Consider the following 24,953-nt stretch of genomic DNA (forward strand, 5'->3'; position numbering starts at 1 on the left):
GACGCCCCGGCGAGGAGCGGAGATGGACGAACGGGTGGCGCGCGGGGCACCGTGACCGACCCCGATGCCGACCTGCTGCGGGCGTTGCACGACGAGCACGGCGACGCGCTGTTGGCGCACGCCCTGCGGCTGACCGGCGGGGACCGCCAGCGGGCCGAGGACCTGGTCCAGGAGACGCTGCTGCGCGCCTGGCGGCACCCGGAGGCGATGGACCCGGCCCGGGGACCGATCCGGGCCTGGCTGTTCACCACGGCCCGGCACCTGGCCATCGACGCGTGGCGGCGGCGCAGCGTCCGGGTCGGCGAGATCGTCACCGACGACCTGCCCGAGCCGCCGCCGCACGTCGACGAGACCGACCGGGCGGTGGAGGCGTGGACCATCGCCGAGGCGCTCGGCCGGCTCTCCCCGACCCACCGGGAAGTACTCTTCGAGTGCTTCTACCAGGGACGCTCGGTGGTGGAGGCGGCCAATCGGCTCGGCGTGCCGCCGGGCACCGTGAAATCCCGCACGCACTACGCGTTGAGATCGTTGAGGCTGGTCCTGGAAGAGATGGGGGTGACCCGATGACGTGCGACCGATCCCTGGACGACGGTGCCTACGTCCTCGGCGCCCTCTCCCCGGCCGAGCGCCTCGCCTACGAGCGGCACCTGGCGACCTGCGCCGGGTGCCAGCGCTCGGTCGCCGAGATCGCCGTCCTGCCCGGGCTGCTGGGCCGCCTGGACGCCGAAACGGCCCGCGCCGTCGCCGCCGATACCCCGCCGCCCCGGGCGGACCGGGTCGTGGTCGCCGCCCGCGCGGTCGCCGCCGACCGGTCCCGGCGCCGCCGCCGCTCCTGGTTACAGACCGCCGCGGCAGGGCTCGCGGTCGCCAGCGTCGCCCTGGTCGTCGGCCTCGGCGTCAACCTCACCCGGGGGGAGTCCTCCGGCGCGCACCCCTCCGCCTCGCCGACCCTGGGCATGGTGGCCATGACGCCGCTGGTCACGAGCCCGGTCACCGCCGAGATCGCCATCACCCCGGGCAAGGGCGGCAGCCAGATCACCATGCGCTGCCGGTACGGCGAGACGGGCCACGCCATGCCGTACGTGTTCCGGCTGTACGCCATCGGCACGGACGGCGACGAGGAGCAGGTGGCATCCTGGCGGGCCGGCGCGGGCGACGACCTGACGATCTCCGGGGTGACCCGCTTCGGCCGGGAGGACCTGGCCCGCCTGGTCGTCAAGAAGTACGACGGCACCGCCCTGCTCAGCTACGACCCGCCGTAGCCGCCGGCTCCGGGTCGACCGGGACGGCCGCGGCCCGCCGCGTCCGGTGGCCGTGCCGCAGCGCGTCCGCCGTGAAGACCAGCAGGGCGATCCAGACCAGCGCGAACCCGGCCAGCCGGGCGGCCGGCATCGGCTCGTGGAACAGCAGCACCGCGAAGCCGAGCTGCATGATCGGGGTGATGTACTGCAGGATGCCCAGCCCGGTCAGGGGGATCCGGTTCGCGGCGCCGGCGAACAGCAGCAGCGGCACGGCGGTGGCCGCCCCGGCGGCGAGCATCAGCACCGTGTGCCCCGCCGAGACGTGGCCGAACGTGGCCTGACCCCGCGCCGTCAGCCACCCCAGGTACGCCAGGCACGGCAGGGCCAGTGCCGCCGACTCCACGAACAGCGCGTCGGCGGCCGGCAGCGCCAACCGCTTCTTGACCAGCCCGTATGACCCGAAGCTGGCGGCCAGCGCGAGCGCGATGTACGGCAGGTGCCCGTAGTCGACGGTCAGCACGGCCACCGCGATCGCACCCACCCCGACGGCGGCCCACTGTGCCGGCCGCAGCCGCTCGCGCAGCGCCACCACGCCCAGCAGCACCGTGACCAGCGGGTTGATGAAGTACCCGAGCGCCGTCTCCACCACCCGATCGGAGTTGACGCCGTAGATGTACGTGCCCCAGTTCACCGAGATCAGCACCGCGGCGATGCCGATCCCGGCCAGCGACCGGCGCCGCCGGGCGAGGCGTCGCAGGAACCCCCAGTTGCGCAGGGCGGTGAGTACCAGCCCGACGAAGACCACCGACCAGATCACCCGGTGCGCCAGGATCTCCAGCGGGCCGGACGGCTTCAGCAGCTTCAGGTAGATCGGGAAGACGCCCCACCACAGGTACGCCCCGAGCCCGTACAGGTACCCCCGGCGCGACTCGTTCATATCCCGAACGGTACGGCCGGCGCGGCCCACGGATCGTCGCCCGTGACGCGGCTCACCGCCGGTCCAGTTCCATCCACAGGTCGGGCCGGGCCAGCGGCTGGAAGCCGAGCTTGGCGTACACCCCGTGCGCGTCCAATGTGGCCAGCAGCAGCCGGCGCACGCCGCACCCGCTCAACTCCTGGCGCACCCCGTCGACCAGCCAGGTACCCAGCCCGCGCCCCCGCTCCGACCGATCCACGTAGACGTCGCACACCCAGGCGAACGTGGCCCCGTCCGTGACCGCCCGCGCGAACGCCACCTGGGCGCCGTCACCGGGCCGGTACACCCCGAACGACACGGAGCCCGTGATCGCCCGCTGCACCACGTCCAGCGTTCGGCCCGTGGCCCAGTAGGCGTCGGTGGACAGCCACTCGTAGACCCGCGCCACGTCGATCCGGTCGGGATCGGTGGACAATTCGTACCCATCGGTCCGTGTGATCGTCAGCACGGGCCTGACGGTAGCGAATTCCGATCGCGCCCGTCGCGGGCCTGCCCCCGCCGGTGGCCCGCGTGGCGGTGGCGCTAGGCGCGGCGGTCGGAGCGCTTGTGGCCGTCCGGCACCACCGCGTTCAGCAGCCAGCTCACGATGCCGACCAGCAGTGCGCCGAGCACGGCGGACGGCCAGAAGTGGTCGACGTGGAACGGCAGGTCCAGCTTCCCGGCCACCCAGCTGGTCAGCAGGAACAGCAGGCCGTTGACCACCACCGCGATCAGGCCGAGCGTCAGGACGTAGAAGGCGCAGCCGAGGGTCTTGATGATCGGCCGCAGCACGGCGTTGATCAGCCCGAAGATGACGGCCACCGCGAGCAGCGTGCCGACCTTGCCGGGCACCGAGGCGGTCTCCAGCGTGATGCCGGGGATCAGCAGTGTGGCGATCCACAGCGCCACCGCACTGATCGCGAGCCGGATGATGACTCCCATGGCGGGCATAGTGCCATGCCCGTGCCCGCCACGTCAGCCACCCCGCCCGCGCACCCTCGCTCGATCCGGGTCCGGCGCCGACCACGGCGGGCCACCTGTGCCGTGCCGTGCGGCGTTTTCGGCGGTCGCTAGCCGCGGGCCGGGGGGCCGACGAGCTGGAGTTCGATCGGTGTCGGGGTGAGCAGCGCCCAGCGCAGCGTCCGGCGGTGGATCACGCCCACCATGTCCTGGCGGATCCGCGGCAGGTACTGCGCCGAGTCGCCGATGCCCAGCGCCGCGCCGACCAGGCTCGCCTCGTCCGGGCGCAGCGGCTGGAGGATCACCACGTCGGAACGGGTCAGGGCGTCCAGGTCCACCGGGCTCAGCTCGTCCCGCACGATCAGCGTCGCCTGCCAGCCCGGTGCGGCGTTCGGGTCCACGCCGACCGGGCCGATGTCGACGACGACCAGCAGCGGCTGGAGCGACGTCCCGGGCGCCGCCGCGATCGGCCGGCCCGGCGGTACCAGCAGGATGGCCTCGCCGGGCGCGCTGGCCCCGCGCACGAACCGCTCCCACGCCTGGGGGCGCCCGGTCTGCACGACCACTCGCGCGCCCAGCGCGATCGCCCGGAGCACCACGAGCTGGGCGCCCCGCACCCCGCCCACGAACAGCGCGCGGGTCGCCTCCGGCCGGAACATCCGCAGCGTGACCGGCTCGCCCCGCCGGTTGCGGCCCAGCATCAGCCCGGCGGCGGGCTCCGGTATCGCCAGGTCGGTCAGGCCGGCCGGCACCGGCGGCAACTTCCGGTTGACCCCCGGCGGTGTGGGCGCCTCGTCGCCCCCGAGCGGCAGGGTCGCGGCCAGCCCGGCCAACTGCTCGCCGTCCAGCCGGCGCACGGTGGCCCGCTCGCCACTGACCAGCCGGTCCAGCGTTTGCGCGGCGGCCGTCAGTCCGGCCATGTCGGTGGCGGCGAGCCGGACGGTCAGGTCCACGGGGTAGGTGTCGCCCTCAATCGGGCGCGGGCCGACGCTCAGCGAGACGGTCGTGCCCGCAGCGGGCAGCGCCAGCAGGCGGGGGATCAGATTCGCGGCGGTCTCGGCGCGCAGGTCCGGCCAACTGCGCAGCCGGAAGGACGCCTGGAGCAGACCGCCCAGGTGGATCGCCTGCCAGGCTTCGCGCGCCGCCTGCGCCTCGTCGTGGTGCGCCAGTTCCGCCAGGACCCGCAGGGTCGCCGCCTCGCCCAGCGTCCGCGCGGACAGCCCGGCCAGGCGTCGCCGCGCCTTGCGCACCGCGCTGGACAGCGACCGGCGCAGGTCCTCCTCGGTCCACTGCTCGCCGCGCAGCACCCGGACCGCGAGGATCGCCTGCCGCCGGCTGAGCATCCGGCCCTCGGTGAGCTGCCGGTACGACGTGCCGGGCGTACCCGCGCCGGCGCGCACGGCCGGCGCCGGTGCGGCGTCCACGAGCAACTGGAGCCGCACCTGCGGCGCCTCCACGGTGGCCGGCGGGAGCAGCGCCGCCGGGTTCGGCAGGGCGCGGCCCAGGTCACCGAAGAGCGCGCCGCCGTCGCCCAGTTCGAGCAGCGCCGTCACGCCGTACTCGCCGGTGAGCACCGCCGCGTCCTCGCCGGCCACCTCGGCGGTGGCCAGCCGGGTGTTCGGCGCGATCAGTTCCAGCAGCGCGGTGGGCGCCGCGTTCGGCGGCAGCGTGTGCCGGCGGCCCAGGTACCGCAGCCCCACGCCGATCCACTGGTAGAGCCAGCGCCGCCGCAGCCGCACCCAGGCCGGTACCAGCAGCACGATCGCCACCACGGCGGCGGCCGCGATCAGGACCGGACCGCGCCCGAGCGACGCGATCACCGCGGCGGCGGCCGCCTGCAGGGCGACGATCTGCCCCGCCCGCACGCCGCTGCGGGCCGGCCGCGACTTCGTGGCCGGCACCGGACGGATCACCGAATGGGCCGGTCCCGCCGATCCCGCGGGGCCAGCCGGCGGGCCGGCCGGGGGGCCAGCCGGAGGGCCAGCAACACTGATCGTCACTGGAGATGCCTCCCTGTGTCACCCGTCGTGTCTCACCCGTCGTGACGCCGGACGCGGCACGGTCCGGGGTCAGCGCTTCGTCTCAGTGGCCCCATCGTATGGCCCCGGGGCCCCACCCGGCGGCCCGTCTCGGTGTCGGGTGGCCGTTCCTCGCGCAACGTTGAGTCCTTGGTCCGCGGGGTTGCCGGAGGGAGCGGGTCGGTGGTTGGTTAAAGCCGCGGCGGGATTCGCCGTGGCCGGCACGGATGGGGAGGCCCGATGCCGACGCGCCAGGAGCTGCTGCACTCGTACCAGTTCACGATCCAGCGGGTGGTGGCCGCCCTGACTCAGCGCGACACCGACCCCGCCCGGTCCCCGCTGCGCCGGGCCGCCGGCACCACGCTCGCCGGCGTGCTGGTCGCCGCCATCGCGGTCGGCGCGGTGGCCGCGTACGGCCTGCTCACCGGCGCCGGCTCGACCGGCTGGCGGGACGGCTCCGCGATCATCGTGGAGCGCGAGTCCGGCGCGCGCTACGTCTACCGGGAGGGGGCCCTGCACCCGGTCCTCAATCACGCCTCGGCGCTGCTCATTCTCGGCACCGCCCAGCCCCGCACCGTCCTCACCGGACGTCGGACCCTGTCCGCCGCCCCGCGCGGCGCCCCGCTCGGCATCCCCGGCGCTCCGGACCCGATGCCCCTGGGCGGCCAGATCGTCGGCACCCCGTGGACCGTGTGCGCGCTGCCCACCACCCCGCCAAGCTCCGTCCTCCTCATCGGGCGCGAGCCGCCCGGCGCCCCGCTCGCCGACCGTGGCCTGCTGGTCCGCGAGCCCGGCGGCGCCCGGTACCTCGTCCTGCGCGGGCGCCGGCACACGGTGGCACAGGAGTCGGTCCTGGCGGCGCTCGGCTGGGCCGGGCGCGACGCCCTACCGGTCCCGGCCGCCTTCGTCAACGCCCTCCCCATGGGCGCGCCGCTGGACTTCCCGCCGATCCCGGGGCGCGGCGAGCGTTCCCCGAACGTCCCGGGCGCCATGGTCGGCGAGGTGTTCGTGGTGGTCACCCAGGGCGGAGCCCGCCAGTACGCGGTCGTCACCCGCGCTGGCCTCGCCGACGCCACGCCGGTGCAGGCCGACCTCGTGCTCACCGATCCGGAAACCCGCCGCGCGGTCGGGCAGTCCGCCCCGACCCGGCTCACCCCGGGTGAGTTCACGGCGCTCGCCAGAACCTCCAAACTGGACAGCGGTGACATCCCCGCCAGCGCGCCGCCCCTCGCGGAGGCCCAGGGCCCGACCTGCGCCGCCGTCCGCGACGAGGCCACGGTGCCGGCCGTCCGGACCGGCGCCGCGCTTCCCGACCTGACCGCCGTCCCGCGCACCGCGGCCGCCACCGAGGACGGCACGCTCCTCGCCGACCGGGTGCTCGTCCCGCCCGGTCACGGCGCGTTGGTCGAGGCCGCGCCGGCCCCCGGCGCGCCCGGCGCCCTGAGCGTCGTCACCGACCTCGGCCGCCGCCACGCGCTGGCGAGCCGGGCGCTCCTGGCCACCCTCGGATACGCCGATGTCCATCCACTGAGGATGCCAACATCCCTGGTCAGCCTCGTCCCGGCCGGGCCGGCGCTCGACCCCGCCGCCGCCGGGGCGACCGCCGACTGAGGTTGTCCACAGGGCCCCGCGCAGTTATCCACAGGGGCTGTGGCGAGGGTGGTCGAGCGGTTACCTTGAGACGGGTCCGGTTGCGGAGGGCACATACTTCTTCACCCTCGGCGATCATTAACCGTTTCGCGACGTACCTGGGGAGGAACGCCCGTGCCGGAAACACGTGCTCAAGCGGCGGTGATGGCGCAGACCGCCGCCAAGTTCGAGCAGGTCGACGATTCCCTGCAGGCCATGCTCCGGCGCCTGCTCGCCCAGCTCGAGGGGCTGCGCACCGCCTGGCAGGGCACCGGCGGCCGCTCGTTCGAACAGGTCAAGGTGGCCTGGTCGGAGGATCAGACCGCGCTGCACCGCGCCCTGCGCGAGACGGCGAGCGCCATCCGCACCGCGGGGCACCAGTACGACGCCACGGACACCGAAGCCGCGTCCCGGGTCGGCGCCACCGGCCGCCGGGGCGGGCTGACCCTGCCGCTGTAGGGAGGAGGAGATCACATGGGCGACACCCTGTTCGTCAACTTCGCCGCGCTGCACCAGGCCAGCGCGGACATCACCGCGGCGCTCGGCGCGCTGCACTCCCAGCTCGGCCAGTTGGAGCGCGACGCGGCCCCGCTGGTGCAGACGTGGAGCGGCGACGCCAAGCAGGCGTACGAGGCGCGCCAGAGCCGCTGGCGCGCCGCGGCGACCGACCTGGCGACGATGCTGCGCGACATCAAGGTCGCCGTGGACGACTCGGTCGCCGACTACCAGAACACCGAACGGCGCAACACCGGCCTGTTCCGGTAGCCGCGACTTCCAGTAGCCACGACATGGCCGCGCCGCAGAGCGGCATGTGCTGGTGGTGGACGGGTGGCTCTCGGCCGTCCACCACCGTCTATCGGGGCGCCTCCTTCGCTCGGTCGAGGCGCCCCTGGGTTGGTGCGCTTAGCGGCAGGCGCACCCCCTTGCGCCGGCCGGCGACATGCCCCGCCGGCCGGCGCCCTCCTTCCTGCCCGATTCCGCTCGGTAACGTGCCGCACCACCCGTTACAGCGGTGCGTCCACCTTTCCTAGACGATCTATTCCAAGGGGTACGGGGCAGCGAACAAGAGCGAGGGTGTCCATGATCGACGTTGCGAAGCAACGATGACCATGGAGGCCACGTGCACGTCGATACGGACACCCTCGCTACCGCACTGTACGTCAAGATCGACGACGAGTTGAAGTCGTCACCCCAGCTCAACCGGTGGCGGCCCGCTGTCGGGATCGCCCCGAAGATCACCGACGCTGAACTGATCACCCTGTCGGTGTTGCAGGCACTGCTCGGCTACCACAAGGAAGCCCGCTGGATCCGCCACGCGCGCGAGAACCTGACCCACCTGTTCCCCTACCTGCCGAAACAGCCCGGGTACAACAAGCGGCTACGGACACTCGGCGCACAGATCACCCACATCATCCGCGCCCTGACCCTGGACACGGCCCTGTGGCAGCACCCGGTCCATATCGCCGACTCCACCCCGTGGAATGCGGACGATCCCGCGAGACCGTGAAGCGTTCCGACCTGGCCGGATGGGCCAGCTACGGCTACTGCGCCTCGCACTCGCGCCGCTTCTGGGGACTACGCCTGCACCTGATCACCACCATCCAGGACTGCCCGTCGCATTCGCCCTGGCCACCGCCAAGACCGACGAACGCAACGTACTCACGGACCTGTTCAACCTCGACACCGGCCTGTTGAACCACCCCGACGGGCTGATCCTCATGGTGGACAAGGGCTACCGCGACGCCCCCACCGAACGACAACTGACCGAACGGAACGTCACCATGATCCGCCCCGCCTACCGCACCGAAGCGCCACGCCCCGGACGGACACTGCTACGCGCCCTGCGGCAGAACATCGAATCGGTCAACCAAACCTTCAACGGCCAACTCGACCTCGAACGACACGGCGGACGCACCCCCGCCGGCGTAGCCGTCCGCGTCCTACAACGCATCCTCGCGCTGACCGCATCGATCTGGCACAACAGGACCACCGGTCAACCCGTCATGCGATCGCTCATCGCGTACGACCACTGACCCTTGGAATAGATCGTCTAGGTGTGCACCTCGCCGGGTAAATGCCTGGCGTACCTCGTTGAGTACGGCGGGTAGTCGTGGCGGATGCGTTGCCGTGATGCGTGTATCACCAGCCATCCTCCGGAAGGTCAGTAGCATCGTGGCGCGCATGGTGAATTCGAGTGTGACCCGCTGTTCGGGCCACGCGATCTCCGTTACTACTTCCAGGCCGGAGTCGTGCCGTAGCGGGTAGCGCAGTTGCGGGGCGTGGGAGGCCGGCCAGCATTAGCCGGGTCCGCAGGCACGAGACTAACTGGTCGACTGGGGTTCCGTCGGCGGTTTCGAATACGAGGTGGGCCTTTTTTTTGCTGCCCCGCCGGCGCTGGTGCCTGGTCAGCTCTTGGTCCAGGTCGTGGCGGGTTACGAACCCGCCGCGGAGCATGGTGTCTACGATGGCCACCGCGTCGATGGTGGGTAGCCAGGTCGCTACGTCCCAGGCGGTACGGGCTGGGGTGGTGTGCGGGGGGTCGCCGGTGGGCTGGATGTCGTTGGGGCTCGGTTGGGTGATGTGGACGCGGACCTGACGCTGCGCGCTGACCCGCCCCTGCGCCGGTGCGATGATGTGGACCGGGTCATGAACGAGGCGGCGTTCTCGACGCCTAGCTAGAGTTGAGGCGCTCCGCGGACGAACGGTAGAACGCGGATTGATGCCCTCCCGACACGTCGCTTCGCATCGAAGTTGACGATTGACGCAGCGCTACCATCCTGCTACCGTTTGGCATCACGCGGGGTGATCGCTAGTACATAACGGGGCCGAGAAACTTCCGAGCAAGCCAATCAACTTCCGTATGCAGTTGCATACGTCAGCGAAATCTGGCTATACGCGAGCCCTTCGCATCAGCTTCTTCGTCTCCAGGCGAAAAAAGTGCGTGCGCTCGGTTCGCCGTGCCCGTTGCTACTCCGGCAACGGAATATTCGTGATTGGAGCCCTATGAGAAAGACGGCGAAAGCTTCTGCAGTCGTTGCGCTCGCAATCGCACTTGCGGTTGCGGCGTCGGGGCCAGCAATGGCCGCTAGTGGAGCAGTTTCCGGCGAGGTGAACGGCACGGAACTCGTCGTAGGCTCAACGGTCCGGACCGTGGCCAGCAACGGGACCACGATCCAGCTCTACTACAATGATGGCATCGGCCTCTTCAACAGCACGTCGCTCCGCATCGGACCGATCAAGGATAGCACAGGCGAGCAGTTCGCCACGACGACAGTCATGGGGCCCAGCACTGGCGGCACCTACAACCTGGCGACGAACGTACTGGCGACGACGAAGTTCAGGTTGCAATGGCGGGCCAGTGAGTCCGTTTCAGTCAACACTGGCTGGGGTGGTACGCTTTACTGGTAGATCCAGTATGTTCTTCCACTAAGGACAAGCGGCTGGTGCGGCCAAGTGCTCGGCCGCACCAGCCGCTTCCTCGGAAGATCATTTGGAGACTCCTTCGACACGGCTACACCTGGGAACAATGGCCTTTGAACCAAGGTCGCGGCACCAGTAGCCGTGAAGTACTTCGTGATCTTGCATTAGCCCATTCATCATCGTTCTAGTCTGATGAGGTCGCCTATGAACATCCGCTTCGGTAGGGTCCTACTGGTAACAGCGCTCCTGGTCGCCGGTTGTTCCTCCACGGACAACTCCGGCTCGGCCAAGAGCTACGACGAAGCGATGAAGGAATACCAGGCGGCGACCGCCAAGCTCACATTGCCACCGGGCGCCGCCGACTGGCCGGGTCTGAAATCCCAACAAGATGGCGCGTCTGTAACCTACCAGCCGGATGCCGCGACTGGCATGGCTCAGTCCTACTGGCAATGCGCGTGGGAAAAGGAGTGGCTCGCGCAACGGGGGCGTGATACCGCCCGGGAGACCAAGGCCCTGGAGCAGCTTGCCACCTACCCCGACATGGTCAGCTACGCCAAGCTCGACGAAACCGGGCAGCGATTTTTCCAGGAATTCATGGCCAAGGCAAAGCTGGGTGATCCCAGCGGGTTCCAGCAGGACGTCAGAGCCAACTGTGAGTAAACCGCGGCAGCCCCGACACCGGCCGATCCTGTTCGCTCTTCTCTTGGGCGGCCTGGTGACGCTGGCCGCCTGCACCACGGTGCCAGGGCCGACCGTCCCCGGTGCCGCGCCCGGTCAGCAGGACGCCACCGAAACCGTGCCGGTCGAATCTCGGGACATTGTCAGCGTCGTGGCCCTCGACGGGACCGTCGTCGCCAACCCACGGTTCAGCCTGATCGCGCCGCACGCGGGTCGCTTCACCACGCGCAGCGCGAGTCAGAAGGTGTTGCCAGCCAAGTCAGTCGTCGGCTGGATCGAGCAGGACGCCGAGCGGACACCGGTCACCCTTCCCGTCGAGGCCAAACTGGTCGAGGTGGCCGCCAACATCGGTGCACACGTTCCGGCGGGGCTCCCCCTCATCGTCTTCCAGGCCAGCGGGTTCGGTCTGCGGGCGCAGATCGCCGATGCGGTGCGCTACCGGCTGCTCGACCTTCCCGGTACGGCCAGGATGCAGATCGAAAAGGGGCCCGGGCCGGTACCTTGTCCTGTGCTGGGTGGCCCCGTTGAGGAGGGCGAAGGCGTCTCGGTGACCTGCGCGCCCCCGGGCAACCTACGGCTTTACCCCGGGCTCAAGGGAATCATGGCGGTGGACACGGCCCGGGCGACCGCGGCGCTTGCCCTGCCGATGGAGGCGGTGGCCGGATCAGCCGAGCGTGGTCGGGTAGCCGTCGAGACCAGCCCCGGCAAGTTCGAGGAACGTGATGTCCGGCTCGGCATCAACGACGGGTCCTTCGTTCAGATCCTCGACGGACTCGCCGCCGGTGACCGGGTCCGCCGACAAGCACCAATCCTCCCAACGTCCCGCCAACGGTGATCCCATGCTGAATTTGACGGACGTGCACAAGACCTTCATCGGACCGCACGGCTCGACGGTCAGCGTGCTTCGCGGGATCTCCATGGTGGTCGATGCTGGCAGCAGTACGGCCATCCTCGGCCGTTCCGGATCCGGCAAGAGCACCCTGCTGGCCATCCTCGGTCTGCTCGACCAGCCGGACTCCGGACGTTACGAGATCGACGGTCGAGACACCATCGGGCTACGCGACGGGGCCCTGGCCCGTATCCGTAGCGAACAGTTGGGCTTTGTGTACCAGAGGTTCTTCCTCCTGTCTCACCTGTCCGCCTATGAGAACGTCGAAACCGCGCTGCACCACGGCGGCCCGGTGCCCCGGCGTCGACGTCGTCAACTGGTCATGGAGGCCCTGAGCCAGGTCGGCCTGGCCGATCGGGTCACTCACCGACCTGTACAGCTCAGCGGCGGGGAACAGCAACGGGTCGCCATTGCCCGCGCACTCGTCCGGAACCCGTCGATCGTGCTGGCCGACGAGCCCACCGGAGCGCTCGATGAGCAGACCGCCGACTCGGTGATGTCCCTGCTGATGGAGACCACACGGTCCCGCGGTGCCGCGGTCGTGGTGGTTACCCACGATGCGCAGGTCGCCGCACGAACTGACCGGGTCCTCCACCTGGTGGAAGGAGCCTGGGCCGGATGAGGCCACGGATCGGAACCCTGCTCACCATCAGTGCCCGGCAGCTGCGCACCCGGCTGGGTCGCAGTGCGCTGGCCGGCATCAGCCTGGTCATCGGTGTCCTCGCGATCACCGCGATCGAGGCGACCGCCGGCGCCGCCCGCCAGATCATCATCAACCAGTCCGAGTTGACCACCGGCCGCGCCGGCACCGCCTGGGCCAGTGTGCGCGGCGGACCGCTGGGGACGCAGGCCACTTTGGACGGCGTGAACGATCCGATCAGTCCGGACCGCGCCGACGGCACCGCCGTTGCCGCGATCGGTCGGGACACCGGTGCGACCATAGACGCCGGCGGCCGCCGGGTGGGCCTGATCGCCTATGCAGGCGCCCTGCGAACCATCCGCCCGTGGGACACCGTCGCTGGCGGCTGGCCCTCGACGGAGGCCATCGTGGTACCCGAGATCCTCGTCAACGAGGAGGCGGCCCGGCAGCTGACGACAGGTCAGCCGCTGCGCCTGAGCGTGGCGAAAGGGGACGTCGGCACACCCGTGCGGGTGCGCGGCACAGTCCGTGACGGCGAGTTCGAAGCCAGGGCGTATATGCCGTGGCAGGCGCTGGCCGCACACGCTGGCAGCAGCCAGTCAACCACCATCACGCTGCTGGTACGAGACGGCTCCGGCCGGCCTACGGACAGCGTCGCCCGGCTCGACGCCCTCGCTTCCCGCCATCAGATACCGCTGGACGGCGCCGTCGAGCCGGTACGGTCCGACCCTGGCCTCGGCGGTACCTTGCGGACCATCCGGATCGGCTTCCTGATCGTCGGTGTCATCACTGTCCTGGTTGGAGTGATGGGCATGCTCAACATCGGGCTGGCCACCATCCGGGAACGCGCCGAGGAGTTGGCCCTGCGCCGGTCACTGGGCGCCACCCGACGGGACATCGCGCTCCTCGTGCTCTTCGAGGCCGTCCTGGTCGGACTGGCCGGTGCGGTGAGCGCGGTAGCCATCGCCGCCGGCCTGTTCGCGCCGCTGGCGGCCCGGCTCTTCCCCGCCGACAGCCGACCCGCCTTCCCGCTCGGCGCAGCACTGATCGGCATCGCCGTCGGAGCCCTCGCCGGACTACTCGGCGGGCTGATCCCCGCGATCCGTGCAGCCCGCCTGCCGATCGCCGCCGTTATGCGCGCCTGACGCCGCTTCGCAGACCCTCGCCCCTCGGCGCCCCGGTACGGCTACGTGCTGCTGCCGCGCAACCCACGCCGGTCGGCCAGCACATCCGCCGCCGCTTTCGTCGCCGCAGGTATTTGGTCGTTGCCGGCTTGACATGGCCGTGGGGTGGGCCGTCACTGCCCGGTCGCCCGCCACCACGCGCCCCGGGTCATCAGTGGTGGGTCGTTCAGTGGCGGGTGGCGGGGCTGGAGGACGGGAAACCGTTGCGTTGGCTGCCGCTCCCATAAGGGCCGTTTCGTCTGCCCCCACGGCGGTCGCTGAAGGGCGAGAACCCTGCGGCAGGGATACTCCGGCACGCCGCAGGTGCAGTGCCGCAGCCAGGGCGCCCACCACGGGCGCCTGAGTCGGTGCAGTGGCATCTATCCCTCCCGGCACTGAGCAGCGCGGTCGCCGCCCCGATGGAGCGGTATCAACGGCCGCGCTACCAGTAGCCTCCCGGGGACTCGGTGTCACGGTGAAGGGGTCCGGCGTCCGCCGAAACGTATCGCCGTCCGCTGCATCAGCGGACGTGGCGGCCAGTCAGCCGGCGGTCGGCTCTGGCCGGTACGTCTCGTACGCGTCCCGCAACTCGGTGGCCTCCCGGATACCGGCCCGCTCGACGCCCCGTACCACCTCGGTCGCCCGCCACCAGTTCGATGGCACCACCCGACCGGACGTGATCGCCGTCTGCGCCTCCGCACCCGCCTCATCCGGTCGGCCGGCCGCCAGCAGCGCAAGACCCAGATCCAGGCGAGCCGAGGCGATCCGGCGCGGCCGGCGCACACCGTCCCTCGCCGCTTCGAGTTCCGTCACCGCGCCCCGCGCGTACCGCTCGGCCGCCGGATCACCTACCCAGGACAGAGTGGTCGCGGTGTAGCTGACCTCCTTGGCCGGGTCGTACCGGTAGTGGTGCTCCGGCTGGTCCGGTACGGGCAGCGGCGAGACCATCCGTGCCACGCGGCGCAGGGCAGCCCCGGTGTTCGCGGCGTCACCCATCCGCGCCCACGCCCGCCCCTCCTGCGCTGTCGCTTGGATCAACGCTGAGCTGCCCCGCGGCGCGATCGCCTGTGCCCGCTGGGACAGCTCAACGGCACACTGGTAGGCGCCGTCGGTCAGGGCGTCCCAAGCCTGTGTCTCCAGCACCCACGCTGCCACCTCACCGTGCGCGGAATGCTCGGCGAGCTGCCATGCCGTCGTCAGGTTGGCGTTGGCGGCGGCGCGCTGCCGCAGGTCGATGTGGAGGGTAGCGGCGAGCAGGGACAGCCAACCACCACTGGTGAGTAGGCGGCGTTGCTGGGCGAGGGTCTTGTGGGCATCGACCAGACGGCCGACGTAGGCGAGGTGGTGGCGGACGCGGGGCAGCAGCAGTTTGGGTGGTGTTCCGGCGTACGCCATGGCCAGCTCGTCCACGGCCGCCTCGATCCGGGCCAGGGTCTCTGCGCCCACGTCGCTGGCCTCCACGCGTCGGGCGAGTTCGAGGGCGGCCAGTTCATCCTCGTCGGCGGATGGCTCATCGGGCGCGGGGCGCACCATCGCGGCGAGCCGGCCGTCAGCGCCAAGCTCGTCGTCCAGGCGGGCGGCGAGTTCGGGGCCCGGGGCGCCCGGGGTGACCATCGCGGCGAGTTCGCCTCCGGCGTCGAGGGCGTCGTCTAGCCGCTGCGCGGACTTGACCGTTGGGTCCTTGCGGCCTGCTTCCAGCTCACCCAGGTAGCTCTTGCCGTAGTAGGTGAGAGCGGCGAGGTCCCGCAGCGACAGGCCGCGACGCTGCCGGTGGTGGCGCAGCCGGGCGGGGAAGTCCGGGTCGACGAATCGGCGTGGCATGTGGGCTCCCAGGGAGAGGACTGGGGCGGTGCGGTGCCGGCCTCTACTGCGGCTCCAACCTGCGGTCAGGGTAGCTCCAGATCGCAGCCACCACGTGCCGCGCGACCCGTGGTGTACCCGAGCGGTGATGCCGCCTAACTCGGCGTCTACGGGGCGGCGCCGGGTGAGGGGGAGCGCCAGCGGCGGCGGCTTCCGCGGGCGGCGGCCGCGCCGAGGAGCAGGACCAGGAACGCGGCGCCCGTGGCCCAGCCGGCGAACCGGAGCGCCCGTTGCCGTACCCGCTGCTCCGCCGCGAGCGTCGCCGCCGTGACGGAGTCCACTGTGGCGGGTGCGAGTGGGGCGGCGGTGCGCGGTCGGGCGGTGGTGACGGTCTCCGTCAGGGCGCGGTACGGGTTCACGATGCCGGCGCCGTATCCGGCCTCCCGGGCGCCCGCCGCCGGGTCGGCGGTGGCGAGCAGGTGGCGGGTGACCTCCGCCGCCGTGTACCCGGGGTGGGCCGAGCGGAGCAGGGCGGCGGTCGCGGAGACGAACGGGGCCGCGTAGCTGGTGCCGGCGAACAGGCCCGGTGCGCCGCCCGGGCCCGCCGCGGGGACGTCGGTGCCCGGGGCGACCAGATCCACGTAGGGGCCGACCTGTGAGAACGGGAGCCGGGTGCCGTCCGGCCCGACGGCACCCACGCCGATCACGCCCGGGTAGGCCGCCGGGTACGGGCGCGGGTTGCCCCGCTGGGCCTGGTTGCCCACGGCCGCGACGACCACCACGTCCCGGGACCCGGCGTAGGCCACGGCGTCGCGGACCTCGGGGTGGTCCTCCGTCAGCACCACCGACAGGTTCAGGACCCGCGCGCCGCGGTCGACCGCCCAACGGATGGCGGCGCCGAACGTGGCGGGCGGGACGGTGCGGCCGGTCCGCTCGCCGGCGGTCCACTGCTGTTCGCTGACCCGTACCGGCAGGATGCGGGAGGCCGGCGCCAGTCCCCGGAAGGCCCCGTCGCCCGAGCGGGTGCCGGCGATGATGCTCGCCACCGCGGTGCCGTGCCCGACGCAGTCCCGGCCGCCGTCGCCGCCCGGGTCCAGATAGTCGCGTCCGGGCGCGACCCGGCTCGGGAGCAAGGGGTGGCCCCGGTCCACACCCGAGTCGACGACGGCGATGGTGACACCGTCGCCACTGGACAGCCGGGCGATTCCTGTCGCCGGGTAGCGGAGGCGGACCCAGTTGTCCGCGGGCGGCCGGCGTGCCTCGCCGCCCGGGACGCACTCCGGGGCGGGCCGGGCACGGAAGCCCGGCCACGCTACCGGGGCGATGGTCGCGGCGTTTGCCTGAGCGAGCGACACGGTCACCGCTTGCGCGACGGGAGCGGCAGCGGGCACCGTGGGCACGACCAGAGCCGGAGGGCCGGGAACCACGGCCAGCACCACGAGCGCGCCCAGGGCCCGGGCGACGACCCGAACGGAGCGGGTGAGCGGTGCGGTACGGCCAGCCATCAGGCAGCCTTCCGGTTCGTCACGAAGTCGGCACCGCATGTTATCGCTCACCCAATCCGCGGCGGCGTCCCCTCGCGAGGTTGCGGGAAGCGGGCCGGGGTGCGAGTTTGTGGAAGCGGCGGCGGGAGCTTGCGGCAAGCGCCTTCCGTCGGTAAGTCGCGCGAGGACGCCCCCGCGGCGGGGTTGCGGGATGTGGGCCGGCGCGGGAGGTTGGGCGAACCTTGTAGGTTGTACGCGATGCGTCTATCCCAAGGCCCAGGTGCCGTGGGACTCTTGGCCCGCACAGGGTGCTTCGCTGGCGAAGGGAGGTGGCCGTGAGCGACTGGGCGCCGGCCACCGAGGCCGAGGTGGCCATGCAGATCGCGCTGCGCGAGGGCGACCAGGAGCGCTATTTCCAGATCCTGGCCCGCACCGAGCTGTTCCTGCCGGTTTCGGCGGACGCGCTGGCCGGGCGGGCCCCGGCCGGCTGGGGGACGTGGAGCACCGGCGGGCGCACGCACGTGTTGGCCTTCACCTCGAACGAGGCGCTGGATGCCTGCCTGACCGAGCATGGCGGGGCGGCGCGGCGGGTGCCGTACCCGGAGTTGGCGGCCGGCTGGCCGAACCTGGAGTGGTGGCTGGCGGTCAACCCGGGGCTGCCCATCGAGGGGTACCTGCCAGCGTGGTTCGTGGCGCAGCTCGCCCGCGGGGACGTGCGGCTGCCGGGCCGGACGCTGGCCGCCCGGGCGCGGGTGGAGCGGGCCGAGAGCGTGGCGCGGGCGCGGGCGGCCGTGCCGCCGCGGCTGACGCCCATCGCGCCGCTGTCGGAGGCCGCGCGGGCGTCCCGGTCGGTCAGCGCGGCGGCGCTCTCGTCACCGTCCGTGGTGCCGGCCGGTGCGGCGCCCGGGCCCGTCACGATCCCGCCGTACCAGGCCGCGCCGGCCGAGGCGGCGTTCCAGACCGCCCCGTACGGGGGCCCGATGGAGGCCACTCCGACCGATCAGGGCAATGGGGCGTGGGTACCGGAAAAGGAGCCGGCGTCGCGCAACGGCGCGGCGACGGCCGACCGGGCGGAAGCACCGCGGGCGCCGATAGATCCTGATTTCGTGCCGGCGAACGACGTGGAGTCGGAGCTGCTGACGGCGGCGACCGACGGCAACACGGACGCGTTCCTGTCGACGCTGCTGCTGGCCAAGGTGCTGCTGCCGGCCGAGGAGGACGCGGACCCGGCGGCGCGGCCGGGCGCGGAGGGCTTTGCCTGGCGCACCGAGGAGATCGACGGTGAGCGTTACGTGGTGGTGTTCACCTCCCGCGAGCGCCTCGCCGCGCACTTGCCCGCGGCGCCGGCGGCGCTGACCGTCAAGTTCATGCACCTGATCCTCCAGTGGCCGGACCAGGCGTGGTCGTTCGCGGTGAACCCGGGCACCGCCATCGGCGCGACGCTGCCGGGCAGCCAGATCGTGGCCCTGGCATCCTGGGCGGCCGAGGCGGGGCTCGGAGCGGACGACGAGGTGGAGGACGCGCCCCCGGCCGAGGAGGAACCGGCGCCCGAGGCGCCCGCGCAGGCCGCGCGGGAGCAGGGCGACGGGCCGACGGTCATGCAGAAGGCGATCGCGCCGGCGCAGGTGGACTACTACCTGGAGCGCGGGTACGACCGGGTCTCCGGCTTCGTCCACCGGGCGCACGAGGTGGCGCACCTGCGCACGCCCACCCGCCTGCGGGCGGCGCTCGGCCTGGCGTACGAGGGGTCGCCGTTCGCCGCCGACGCCACCGAGATGTACGTGCTGCGCTGGCCGGCGTACCGGCCGAGCCTGTACCGCATCCCGTACGGCGGGCAGCACGAGGCCGGCATGCGCGCCATGGAGGGGTGGGTGATCGAACGCCCGCCGTTCCGCGGCAACGGCTTCGCGCCGGGCGACTCCAGCGCCGTCGTCGCCGAGTTCAAGGTGGACAGTGCCCGGCTGCCGCACCACTCGGAACTGTGGCGGCTCACCGCGGACGGCAAGGAGGAACTGATCGCCCTCCTCGACGCGGACATCCCCAACTGGCAGCGGGTGGGTGAGTCCTGATGCGCGACGGCTACGTGGTCCGCTGGTCGGGTCGCGAGTACGAGGCCTCACCGGTCGGCGACGAGATCCGCATCTACCAGGCCGAACCGGGCGACGGTTTCACGGAGGTACGGCCGGGGCGCCACGTCCGTTCCGTGCCCGCGTCCGAAACGTCCGACCTGGGGTATGTGCGCACCACCTGCTCCTGGAAGGGCGCCCCGTTCATCGTCCTCGCCGAGCACGACGGCTGGCTGCGGGTGGAGTACACCGGCGGGCGGCGGCCGGTGGCGCAGGCGCTCGGGCTCGAGGAGTTCGACTTCGGCGTGTACCAGGGGTGGGCCCCGCGGCACGAGGTGACCGACACCCGCGAGGTCCGGGCCTGACCGGCTACTTCGACCAGCGGATGATTTCCCCGGCGATGGTGTCCGGCAGTTCGAGGTGCGGGAAGTGCCCCACGCCGTCCAGCAGCCGCCACTCGTACGGCGCGATCACGTAGCGCCCCGAGCCCTGCGCCGTGCGGGGGAGGATCGAGGTGTCCAGGGCGCCGTGCAGGTGCAGCGTCGGGGTGACGATCGGCTGCTGGACCAGGCGCACGAAGCGGTACCCGTGCAGTCGCAGGATCGAGCGGAACGCCCACCGATACGCCTCCAGGGCGCAGAAGGACGCCTGCGGGATGCGCATCGCCTCCCGGCAGCGGCGGGAGTAGTCCTCGAAGTCGGCGGTCGCCGCCCAGGCGGGCCCGGCCCAGCGGCGCAGGAAGGCGCCGATCGGCGCGGCGTCGTCGCGGGTGAGGACGTGCTCGTACCGGGGCAGCTGGAACCTCAGCGTGGGCGCGGCGGCGGCGAACTGGCCGCGGGGGTCCGCGAACAGGGCGGCGCGCAGGCGCAGCGGGTGCGCCGCCGCGACGACCACCAGGCGGTCGACCATCTTCGGGTGGAAGGCGGCGGCGGTCCAGGCGATCATGCCGCCGGAGCCGGCGCCGACGAGGATGGCGCTGCGCTCGCCGAGGGCGCGGATCAGGCCGGTGACGTCGGCGGCGAGAGTGTACCCGTCGTAGCCGCGGGGCGGCTTGTCGCTGGCGCCGTAGCCGCGCAGGTCGACGGCCACCGCGCGGAAGCCCGCGTCGGCGAGCAGCGGCAGGGTGTGGTGCCAGGCGTACCAGAACTCGGGGAAGCCGTGCAGCAGCAGGACCAGCGGCCCGGAGCCGGCCTCGACGACGTGGAACCGGCTGCCGTTGGCGTGCACCCAGCGGTGGATCCACGGTCCGTCGACCAGTACACAGGACTCGTCCACGGGGGCGCTCATGCCGGGTAGCCTACGGCCCCGCACCGCAAGCGCATCTCGGCCGGCGGGACTGATCAGGGTGAACTCCGGGTCAGCCGGATAGGTTCTAGGCATGACGCTGCCCGTTCCCGTGATCCGGGTCGGCGGAACGCCGGCCGAGTGCGGCGCCGCCTACGGTGCGGCCGCCGCCGCGCCCATCCGCGCGAACATGGCCCTCTACCTGCGACGCTTCGCGGATCAGGCCGGACTGGACGAGGCCGCGGTGGCCGGGCGTGGCGCCCGGTACCGGGCCACCACCCGGGCGCTGCACCCGCGCGTCGCGCAGCTGCTGGACGCCATGGCGGAATCGGCCGGCATCGGGGTCGAGCACGCGTACGCGTTGAACGCCCGCACCGAGTTGCTCTACGACGCGCGGGTGGATGCGGCACGGGTCAGAGCCCGCCTGGAGGAGGCCAGCCCGGAGAAGGCCAGCCCGGAGCCGGACGGCTGCACCGCGCTCGGCGTCCTCGGTACGCACACCGCCACCGGGCACCTGCTGCTCGCCCAGAACTGGGACTGGCATCCGGACCAGACCGACGCCACCCTGCTGCTGCACACCCGCGACGAGTCGGGCCACGAGGTGCTGACCCTCGCCGAGGCGGGGATGCTCGCCAAGACCGGGCTCAACTCCGCCGGCGTGGGTGTGTGCCTGAACATGCTCGGCACCGACCGGGACGGGATGCCCGCCGAGGGCCCCGCCGGCGTGCCGTACCACGTGCTGGTCCGGGCGGCCCTGGAGGCGCGGCACCTGGCCGGGGCGCTGCGGACGGTGTGCCGCAGCCCGCGCAACGCGTCCCTCAACCTGGTTCTCGGGCAGGCGGGCTCCGGCCCGGCCGAGGGGGAACTGATCGACGTGGAGTTGATCCCGGGCGATGTCGGTTGGCTGCACCCGGTGGACGGCGTCGTCACCCACGCCAACCACCTGGAGGCGGCGCTACCGGCGTACGACACGATCAAGGACTGGGGCGGTTCGTCGCTGTTCCGTTCGGTCCGGGCGCGCCGGCTGCTGGCGTCGGCCGCCGCGGCCACGAAAGTGACCGAGGACGACCTGGCCGGCGTGCTGCGCGACCACGCCAGCTACCCGCACGCGATCTGCCGGCACGTGGACCCGCTGGACGCCGAGGCGGACCGGTCCCAGACGGTCTACGCGGTGCTGCTGGACCTGGACGAGCGGCGGTTCGGCATCGCCGCCGGGCCGCCGTGCGGCCACGACTTCGAGTACCTGACCCTCGGCTGAGTTTCTCGATCGGAAGCGGCGCCCGGGGCAGAAGCGGGGGTGGGGCCCATTGACCCCGCCCCCACTGCTCCTCAGACGATCAGTCCTCGTCGGACTTGCCCGCCTTCATCCCCGACGAGATCAGGTCCATGACGGTCGAGTCCTGCAACGTGGTCACGTCACCGAGCGACCGGTTCTCCGCCACGTCCCGCAGCAACCGCCGCATGATCTTGCCGGACCGGGTCTTCGGCAGCTCTGGTACGAGCATGATCTGGCGCGGCTTGGCGATCGGGCCGAGCGTGCGGGCCACGTGGTTGCGCAGCTCCTGGATCAGCTCCTCGCCCGCCGTGCCCTCGGTCCGCACGCTGCCCCGCGGGATCGCGAACGCCACGATCGCCTGGCCGGTGGTCGGGTCGGTGGCCCCCACCACCGCCGCCTCGGCCACCGACGGGTGCGACACCAGCGCCGACTCCACCTCCGTGGTGGAGATGTTGTGCCCGGACACGAGCATCACGTCGTCCACCCGGCCGAGCAGCCACAGGTCGCCGTCGTCGTCCCGCTTGGCGCCGTCCCCCGCGAAGTACATGCCCTCGAAGCGGGACCAGTACGTCTCGATGAACCGCTGGTCGTTGCCCCAGACCGTGCGCAGCATGGACGGCCACGGCTCACGCAGCACCAGGTACCCGCCGCCGCCGTTGGGCACCGACCGGCCCTGGTCGTCCACCACGTCCGCGCTGATGCCGGGCAGCGGGCGCATCGCCGAGCCGGGCTTGGCCGCCGTCACGCCCGGCAGCGGCGAGATCATGATCGCCCCGGTCTCCGTCTGCCACCAGGTGTCCACGACCGGGCAACGCCCCCGGCCGATGTTCTCCCGGTACCAGATCCACGCCTCCGGGTTGATCGGCTCGCCGACGCTGCCGAGCACCCGCAGGCTGGACAGGTCGTGCTCGGCGGGGATCTGCTCGCCCCACTTCATCATCGTGCGGATCAGCGTCGGCGCGGTGTAGAGGATGCTCACCCGGTACCGGTCGACGATCTCCCACAGCCGCCCCCGGTGCGGGGTGTCCGGCGTGCCCTCGTACATCACCTGCGTCGCGCCGTTGGACAGCGGACCGTACACGATGTACGAGTGCCCCGTCACCCAGCCGATGTCCGCGGTACACCAGTACACGTCGGACTCCGGCTTGAGGTCGAAGACCGCGTCGTGGGTGTAGGACGTCTGGGTGAGAAACCCGCCCGTCGTGTGCAGGATGCCCTTCGGCGTCGCGGTCGTCCCCGAGGTGTAGAGGATGAACAGCGGGTGCTCCGCGTCGAACGACCGGGCCTCGTGCTCCGGGTTGGCCTTCTCCACCGTCTCGTGCCACCACAGATCCTTCTCGCCCCAGGCCACCTCCTGCCCGGTGCGCCGGACCACGAGTACCTTCTCGACACTGGGGCAGCGGGCGACCGCCTCGTCAACGGTCGGCTTCAGGGCGGACGGCTTACCGCGCCGGTACCCGCCGTCGGCCGTGATGACCACCTTGGCGGTGGCGTCCTGGATCCGGCCGGACAGCGCGTCCACCGAGAAGCCGCCGAACACCACGCTGTGCGTCGCGCCGATCCGGGCGCACGCCAGCATCGCCACCGCCGCCTCGGGGATCATCGGCAGGTAGATCGCCACCCGGTCACCCGCGACCACGCCCAGCTCGGTCAGCGTGTTCGCCGCCTGGCTGGTGGCCTTCAACAGTTCGGCGTACGTGATGGTGCGCGCGTCGCCCGGCTCGCCCTCCCAGTGGATCGCCACCCGGTCGCCGTTGCCGGCCGCGACGTGCCGGTCCAGACAGTTGTAGGCGACGTTCAGTTGCCCGCCCACGAACCACTTCGCGAACGGCGGGTTGGACCAGTCGAGCACCCGGTCCCACTTGCGCGTCCACTCCAGCCGCTCCGCCTGCTTCGCCCAGAACGCCAGGTGGTCGCCGGCCGCCTCGTCGTACGCCTCCGCCGTCACGTTGGCCTGCCGGGCGAGCTCCTCCGGTGGGGGGAACTGCCGGTTCTCCTGCAGGAGATTCGCCAAGGTCTCGCTCATCGGTTGGGCTCCTTGTCGCTGCGCTGTGGTCCCGGTTACCTGTTGGGAGGTTAGTTCGCCCGTGCGCCTGCGGCGACGGACCGCCCCCGGGGTTCGCTGGGCGGTCGCCCGCAGCGCCGAACGGTACGGCGAACGACCGCGCGTTGCTCGTATCCTGCCGTTTCCGCGCAGTTTGGAACAGTCCGCGGTCAGCTCACGGGCGCGGCGGCGTCCGTGGCCGGGGCTCCGACGAGGCGTGGCGGCAGTGCGAAAAGCCGCGGTCAGCCCACGGCGGCGGCGGCGTCCGTGAGGGCCTCCGCGGCCACCTCGGCCGCCGCGCAGCAGTGCTTGAGCCAGGAGCGCACCCCATCCGGCGTCCCCGTGGCATACGCGCCGGACGCCCCGATGTACTCCGGCTCCCGCGCCAGGTGCCCGATCTCCATCCCGATCAGGCCGCGGGGATCGAAGCCGCCGGCCATCAGCGTCAGCCGGGCGGCGGCCCGGGCCACCACCCCGTACGGCCCGGGGAACGCCCGCGAAGCCAGCAGTTCGCCGTGCACCACGGCGGCGGTGAGCAGCGGCGGCGTGCTGGCTGGTGTGGTGGCGTGGTGGCGGGCTGGTGTGGTGGCGTTTCGGGCGGCTGGTGTGGTGGCGTGCGGGCCGGGCGGCGTGGCTGGTGTGGTGGCGCTCGGGCCGGGCGGTGTGGTGGCTGGTGTGGTGGCGTTTCGGCCGACCAGCGCGGTCATCGCCATGATCCGCTCGCCCACCCCGGGCTCCGGGCGCCCCAGGGCGTCGGCGGGCACCACATCGCGTGCCGCCAGCACATGCAACCGCGCCAGCACCTGCCCCGGCGCCCGCGACCACGTGTCCACCAGGCCCGGAAGCGCCTCCGCGACCCGCAGCGCCCCCTGCACCACCGGGTCGGTCACGGTACCGGCGCGGACCTCGTCCACCTCGTACCGCGAGCCAGACAGGGCCGCGCTGGCTACCGCCGCCCGCAGGCTCACCTCGGCGGCGACCCGCCCGCCCTGGCGCCGCAGCGCCCGATCCCTCATCGCCCGGTCGACCCGCTCCCGAGCGGCCTCGATCGCCGCCCGCACGCCGGCGAGGTCAAGCAGGTGCGCGAGCGGTTCATGCTGCGTGGACGCCACCCGCGCAACGCTATCCGGCGGTTGGCAGGGGCCCGACCTCCGGGCCGGTGCGCCGGCTGAGCCAACGCCGAAGGCGCGCACGTGGACGGCGCCTCGCGGGGAGGCGCCGTCAGTCACGTCCGGCCGGGTTACCAGGCGTGCACCCTCAAGTCGTTGTCGGCGGTCCCTCACGGGTGCCGCCGCAACGTGCCTACCGTGGCTGATCGCACGTGGGTGCCCGGCGGCCGTGCGCGGAGAACGCCTCTGACCTGGTCTTTCTTGGTCAGCGGCGCGGTCCGCTTCCCTCTTTCTACG

The 24,953-nt window shown here is 72.1% G+C and carries 22 protein-coding genes and 1 pseudogene; 14 read left to right on the plus strand and 9 right to left on the minus strand.

The window, feature by feature from the left end; genetic code table 11:
• Positions 1-72 precede the first annotated feature (72 nt).
• A complete protein-coding gene (locus KJS59_RS07085; protein WP_249713953.1) occupies positions 73-567 on the plus strand; it encodes a sigma-70 family RNA polymerase sigma factor in 495 nt (164 codons plus the stop codon).
• Positions 564-1,262 carry an anti-sigma factor family protein gene (locus tag KJS59_RS07090; RefSeq protein WP_213451502.1) on the plus strand — a complete coding sequence of 233 codons (699 nt, stop codon included), beginning with the start codon at positions 564-566 and terminating at the stop codon, positions 1,260-1,262. Before KJS59_RS07085 ends, KJS59_RS07090 begins: the two co-directional genes overlap by 4 nt.
• Here KJS59_RS07090 and rarD read toward each other — a convergent pair.
• The 4 genes from rarD to eccE all read right to left on the minus strand — a co-directional run bounded on the left by rarD (position 1,243) and on the right by eccE (position 5,069).
• Positions 1,243-2,178, minus strand: coding sequence for an EamA family transporter RarD (gene rarD, locus KJS59_RS07095; RefSeq protein WP_213451503.1), 936 nt, complete (start codon positions 2,176-2,178; stop codon positions 1,243-1,245). The genes KJS59_RS07090 and rarD overlap by 20 nt on opposite strands.
• A gap of 52 nt (positions 2,179-2,230) precedes the next feature.
• A complete protein-coding gene (locus tag KJS59_RS07100; protein ID WP_213451504.1) occupies positions 2,231-2,665 on the minus strand; it encodes a GNAT family N-acetyltransferase in 435 nt (144 codons plus the stop codon).
• Between the two features lie 74 nt (positions 2,666-2,739).
• Positions 2,740-3,138, minus strand: a complete 399-nt coding sequence (locus KJS59_RS07105; protein ID WP_376771138.1) for a phage holin family protein — start codon at positions 3,136-3,138, stop codon at positions 2,740-2,742.
• A 128-nt stretch (positions 3,139-3,266) separates the two neighbouring features.
• Entirely contained in the window at positions 3,267-5,069 is a 1,803-nt protein-coding gene (eccE, locus tag KJS59_RS07110; protein ID WP_213451506.1) for a type VII secretion protein EccE, read from the minus strand.
• A gap of 345 nt (positions 5,070-5,414) precedes the next feature.
• Here eccE and eccB point away from each other — a divergent pair, with 345 nt between their 5' ends.
• The 9 genes and pseudogenes from eccB (at position 5,415) to KJS59_RS07155 (ending at position 13,575) form a co-directional block, all read left to right on the plus strand.
• Positions 5,415-6,785, plus strand: a complete 1,371-nt coding sequence (gene eccB, locus KJS59_RS07115; protein ID WP_213451507.1) for a type VII secretion protein EccB — start codon at positions 5,415-5,417, stop codon at positions 6,783-6,785.
• A gap of 153 nt (positions 6,786-6,938) precedes the next feature.
• Positions 6,939-7,262, plus strand: coding sequence for a WXG100 family type VII secretion target (locus tag KJS59_RS07120; RefSeq protein ID WP_213451508.1), 324 nt, complete (start codon positions 6,939-6,941; stop codon positions 7,260-7,262).
• A 15-nt stretch (positions 7,263-7,277) separates the two neighbouring features.
• Complete coding sequence (locus tag KJS59_RS07125) at positions 7,278-7,568, plus strand: WXG100 family type VII secretion target (RefSeq protein ID WP_213451509.1); 291 nt, start codon at positions 7,278-7,280, stop codon at positions 7,566-7,568.
• Positions 7,569-7,923: 355 nt separating this feature from the next.
• Positions 7,924-8,836: pseudogene (locus KJS59_RS32450) on the plus strand (IS982 family transposase).
• A gap of 970 nt (positions 8,837-9,806) precedes the next feature.
• A complete protein-coding gene (locus tag KJS59_RS07135; RefSeq protein ID WP_213451510.1) occupies positions 9,807-10,211 on the plus strand; it encodes a hypothetical protein in 405 nt (134 codons plus the stop codon).
• 216 nt (positions 10,212-10,427) lie between these two features.
• A complete protein-coding gene (locus tag KJS59_RS07140) occupies positions 10,428-10,883 on the plus strand; it encodes a hypothetical protein (protein ID WP_213451511.1) in 456 nt (151 codons plus the stop codon).
• A gap of 55 nt (positions 10,884-10,938) precedes the next feature.
• Positions 10,939-11,736: an efflux RND transporter periplasmic adaptor subunit gene (locus tag KJS59_RS07145; RefSeq protein WP_213451512.1), complete on the plus strand. Its 798-nt coding sequence runs from the start codon at positions 10,939-10,941 to the stop codon at positions 11,734-11,736.
• Positions 11,737-11,740: 4 nt separating this feature from the next.
• On the plus strand, positions 11,741-12,412 hold the full coding sequence (locus tag KJS59_RS07150) for an ABC transporter ATP-binding protein (RefSeq protein ID WP_213451513.1): 672 nt from the start codon (positions 11,741-11,743) through the stop codon (positions 12,410-12,412).
• Positions 12,409-13,575 (plus strand): ABC transporter permease, encoded by a 1,167-nt coding sequence (locus KJS59_RS07155; protein WP_213451514.1) that lies wholly within the window; start codon positions 12,409-12,411, stop codon positions 13,573-13,575. Before KJS59_RS07150 ends, KJS59_RS07155 begins: the two co-directional genes overlap by 4 nt.
• Positions 13,576-14,133: 558 nt before the next feature.
• Here KJS59_RS07155 and KJS59_RS07160 read toward each other — a convergent pair.
• Positions 14,134-15,414 carry a helix-turn-helix domain-containing protein gene (locus KJS59_RS07160; protein ID WP_213451515.1) on the minus strand — a complete coding sequence of 427 codons (1,281 nt, stop codon included), beginning with the start codon at positions 15,412-15,414 and terminating at the stop codon, positions 14,134-14,136.
• A gap of 146 nt (positions 15,415-15,560) precedes the next feature.
• Positions 15,561-16,898 (minus strand): type VII secretion-associated serine protease mycosin, encoded by a 1,338-nt coding sequence (gene mycP, locus KJS59_RS07165; RefSeq protein WP_213451516.1) that lies wholly within the window; start codon positions 16,896-16,898, stop codon positions 15,561-15,563.
• A gap of 314 nt (positions 16,899-17,212) precedes the next feature.
• Here mycP and KJS59_RS07170 point away from each other — a divergent pair, with 314 nt between their 5' ends.
• Positions 17,213-18,946: an SseB family protein gene (locus KJS59_RS07170; protein ID WP_213451517.1), complete on the plus strand. Its 1,734-nt coding sequence runs from the start codon at positions 17,213-17,215 to the stop codon at positions 18,944-18,946.
• Positions 18,943-19,308, plus strand: coding sequence for a hypothetical protein (locus KJS59_RS07175; protein ID WP_213451624.1), 366 nt, complete (start codon positions 18,943-18,945; stop codon positions 19,306-19,308). The genes KJS59_RS07170 and KJS59_RS07175 overlap by 4 nt, the downstream gene beginning before the upstream one ends.
• A gap of 4 nt (positions 19,309-19,312) precedes the next feature.
• Here the strand turns inward: KJS59_RS07175 and KJS59_RS07180 are convergent, their stop codons facing one another.
• Complete coding sequence (locus tag KJS59_RS07180; RefSeq protein WP_213451518.1) at positions 19,313-20,230, minus strand: alpha/beta fold hydrolase; 918 nt, start codon at positions 20,228-20,230, stop codon at positions 19,313-19,315.
• 91 nt (positions 20,231-20,321) lie between these two features.
• Between KJS59_RS07180 and KJS59_RS07185 the strand changes: the two genes are divergently transcribed.
• Positions 20,322-21,485 (plus strand): C45 family autoproteolytic acyltransferase/hydolase, encoded by a 1,164-nt coding sequence (locus tag KJS59_RS07185; protein ID WP_213451519.1) that lies wholly within the window; start codon positions 20,322-20,324, stop codon positions 21,483-21,485.
• A gap of 79 nt (positions 21,486-21,564) precedes the next feature.
• Here the strand turns inward: KJS59_RS07185 and acs are convergent, their stop codons facing one another.
• A complete protein-coding gene (gene acs / locus KJS59_RS07190; RefSeq protein ID WP_213451520.1) occupies positions 21,565-23,529 on the minus strand; it encodes an acetate--CoA ligase in 1,965 nt (654 codons plus the stop codon).
• Positions 23,530-23,789: 260 nt separating this feature from the next.
• The gene (locus KJS59_RS30960) at positions 23,790-24,659 is read right to left on the minus strand and encodes a Fic family protein (RefSeq protein WP_249713944.1); all 870 of its coding nucleotides are present in this window, start codon (positions 24,657-24,659) and stop codon (positions 23,790-23,792) included.
• Positions 24,660-24,953: the final 294 nt, after the last annotated feature.

Source organism: Rhizomonospora bruguierae (assembly GCF_018397995.1).
Taxonomy (GTDB): domain Bacteria; phylum Actinomycetota; class Actinomycetes; order Mycobacteriales; family Micromonosporaceae; genus Rhizomonospora; species Rhizomonospora bruguierae.

What these genes read in the sequence shown, in the direction of transcription:
- KJS59_RS07160 (WP_213451515.1), bottom strand. Translation starts at nt 15,414, where the DNA reads ATGCCACGCCGATTCGTCGACCCGGACTTCCCCGCCCGGCTGCGCCAC.
- KJS59_RS07090 (WP_213451502.1), top strand. Translation starts at nt 564, where the DNA reads ATGACGTGCGACCGATCCCTGGACGACGGTGCCTACGTCCTCGGCGCC.
- eccB (WP_213451507.1), top strand. Translation starts at nt 5,415, where the DNA reads ATGCCGACGCGCCAGGAGCTGCTGCACTCGTACCAGTTCACGATCCAG.
- acs (WP_213451520.1), bottom strand. Translation starts at nt 23,529, where the DNA reads ATGAGCGAGACCTTGGCGAATCTCCTGCAGGAGAACCGGCAGTTCCCC.
- KJS59_RS07150 (WP_213451513.1), top strand. Translation starts at nt 11,741, where the DNA reads ATGCTGAATTTGACGGACGTGCACAAGACCTTCATCGGACCGCACGGC.
- KJS59_RS07155 (WP_213451514.1), top strand. Translation starts at nt 12,409, where the DNA reads ATGAGGCCACGGATCGGAACCCTGCTCACCATCAGTGCCCGGCAGCTG.
- KJS59_RS07185 (WP_213451519.1), top strand. Translation starts at nt 20,322, where the DNA reads ATGACGCTGCCCGTTCCCGTGATCCGGGTCGGCGGAACGCCGGCCGAG.
- KJS59_RS07135 (WP_213451510.1), top strand. Translation starts at nt 9,807, where the DNA reads ATGAGAAAGACGGCGAAAGCTTCTGCAGTCGTTGCGCTCGCAATCGCA.
- rarD (WP_213451503.1), bottom strand. Translation starts at nt 2,178, where the DNA reads ATGAACGAGTCGCGCCGGGGGTACCTGTACGGGCTCGGGGCGTACCTG.
- mycP (WP_213451516.1), bottom strand. Translation starts at nt 16,898, where the DNA reads ATGGCTGGCCGTACCGCACCGCTCACCCGCTCCGTTCGGGTCGTCGCC.
- KJS59_RS07140 (WP_213451511.1), top strand. Translation starts at nt 10,428, where the DNA reads ATGAACATCCGCTTCGGTAGGGTCCTACTGGTAACAGCGCTCCTGGTC.
- KJS59_RS07105 (WP_376771138.1), bottom strand. Translation starts at nt 3,138, where the DNA reads ATGGGAGTCATCATCCGGCTCGCGATCAGTGCGGTGGCGCTGTGGATC.
- KJS59_RS07180 (WP_213451518.1), bottom strand. Translation starts at nt 20,230, where the DNA reads ATGAGCGCCCCCGTGGACGAGTCCTGTGTACTGGTCGACGGACCGTGG.
- KJS59_RS07125 (WP_213451509.1), top strand. Translation starts at nt 7,278, where the DNA reads ATGGGCGACACCCTGTTCGTCAACTTCGCCGCGCTGCACCAGGCCAGC.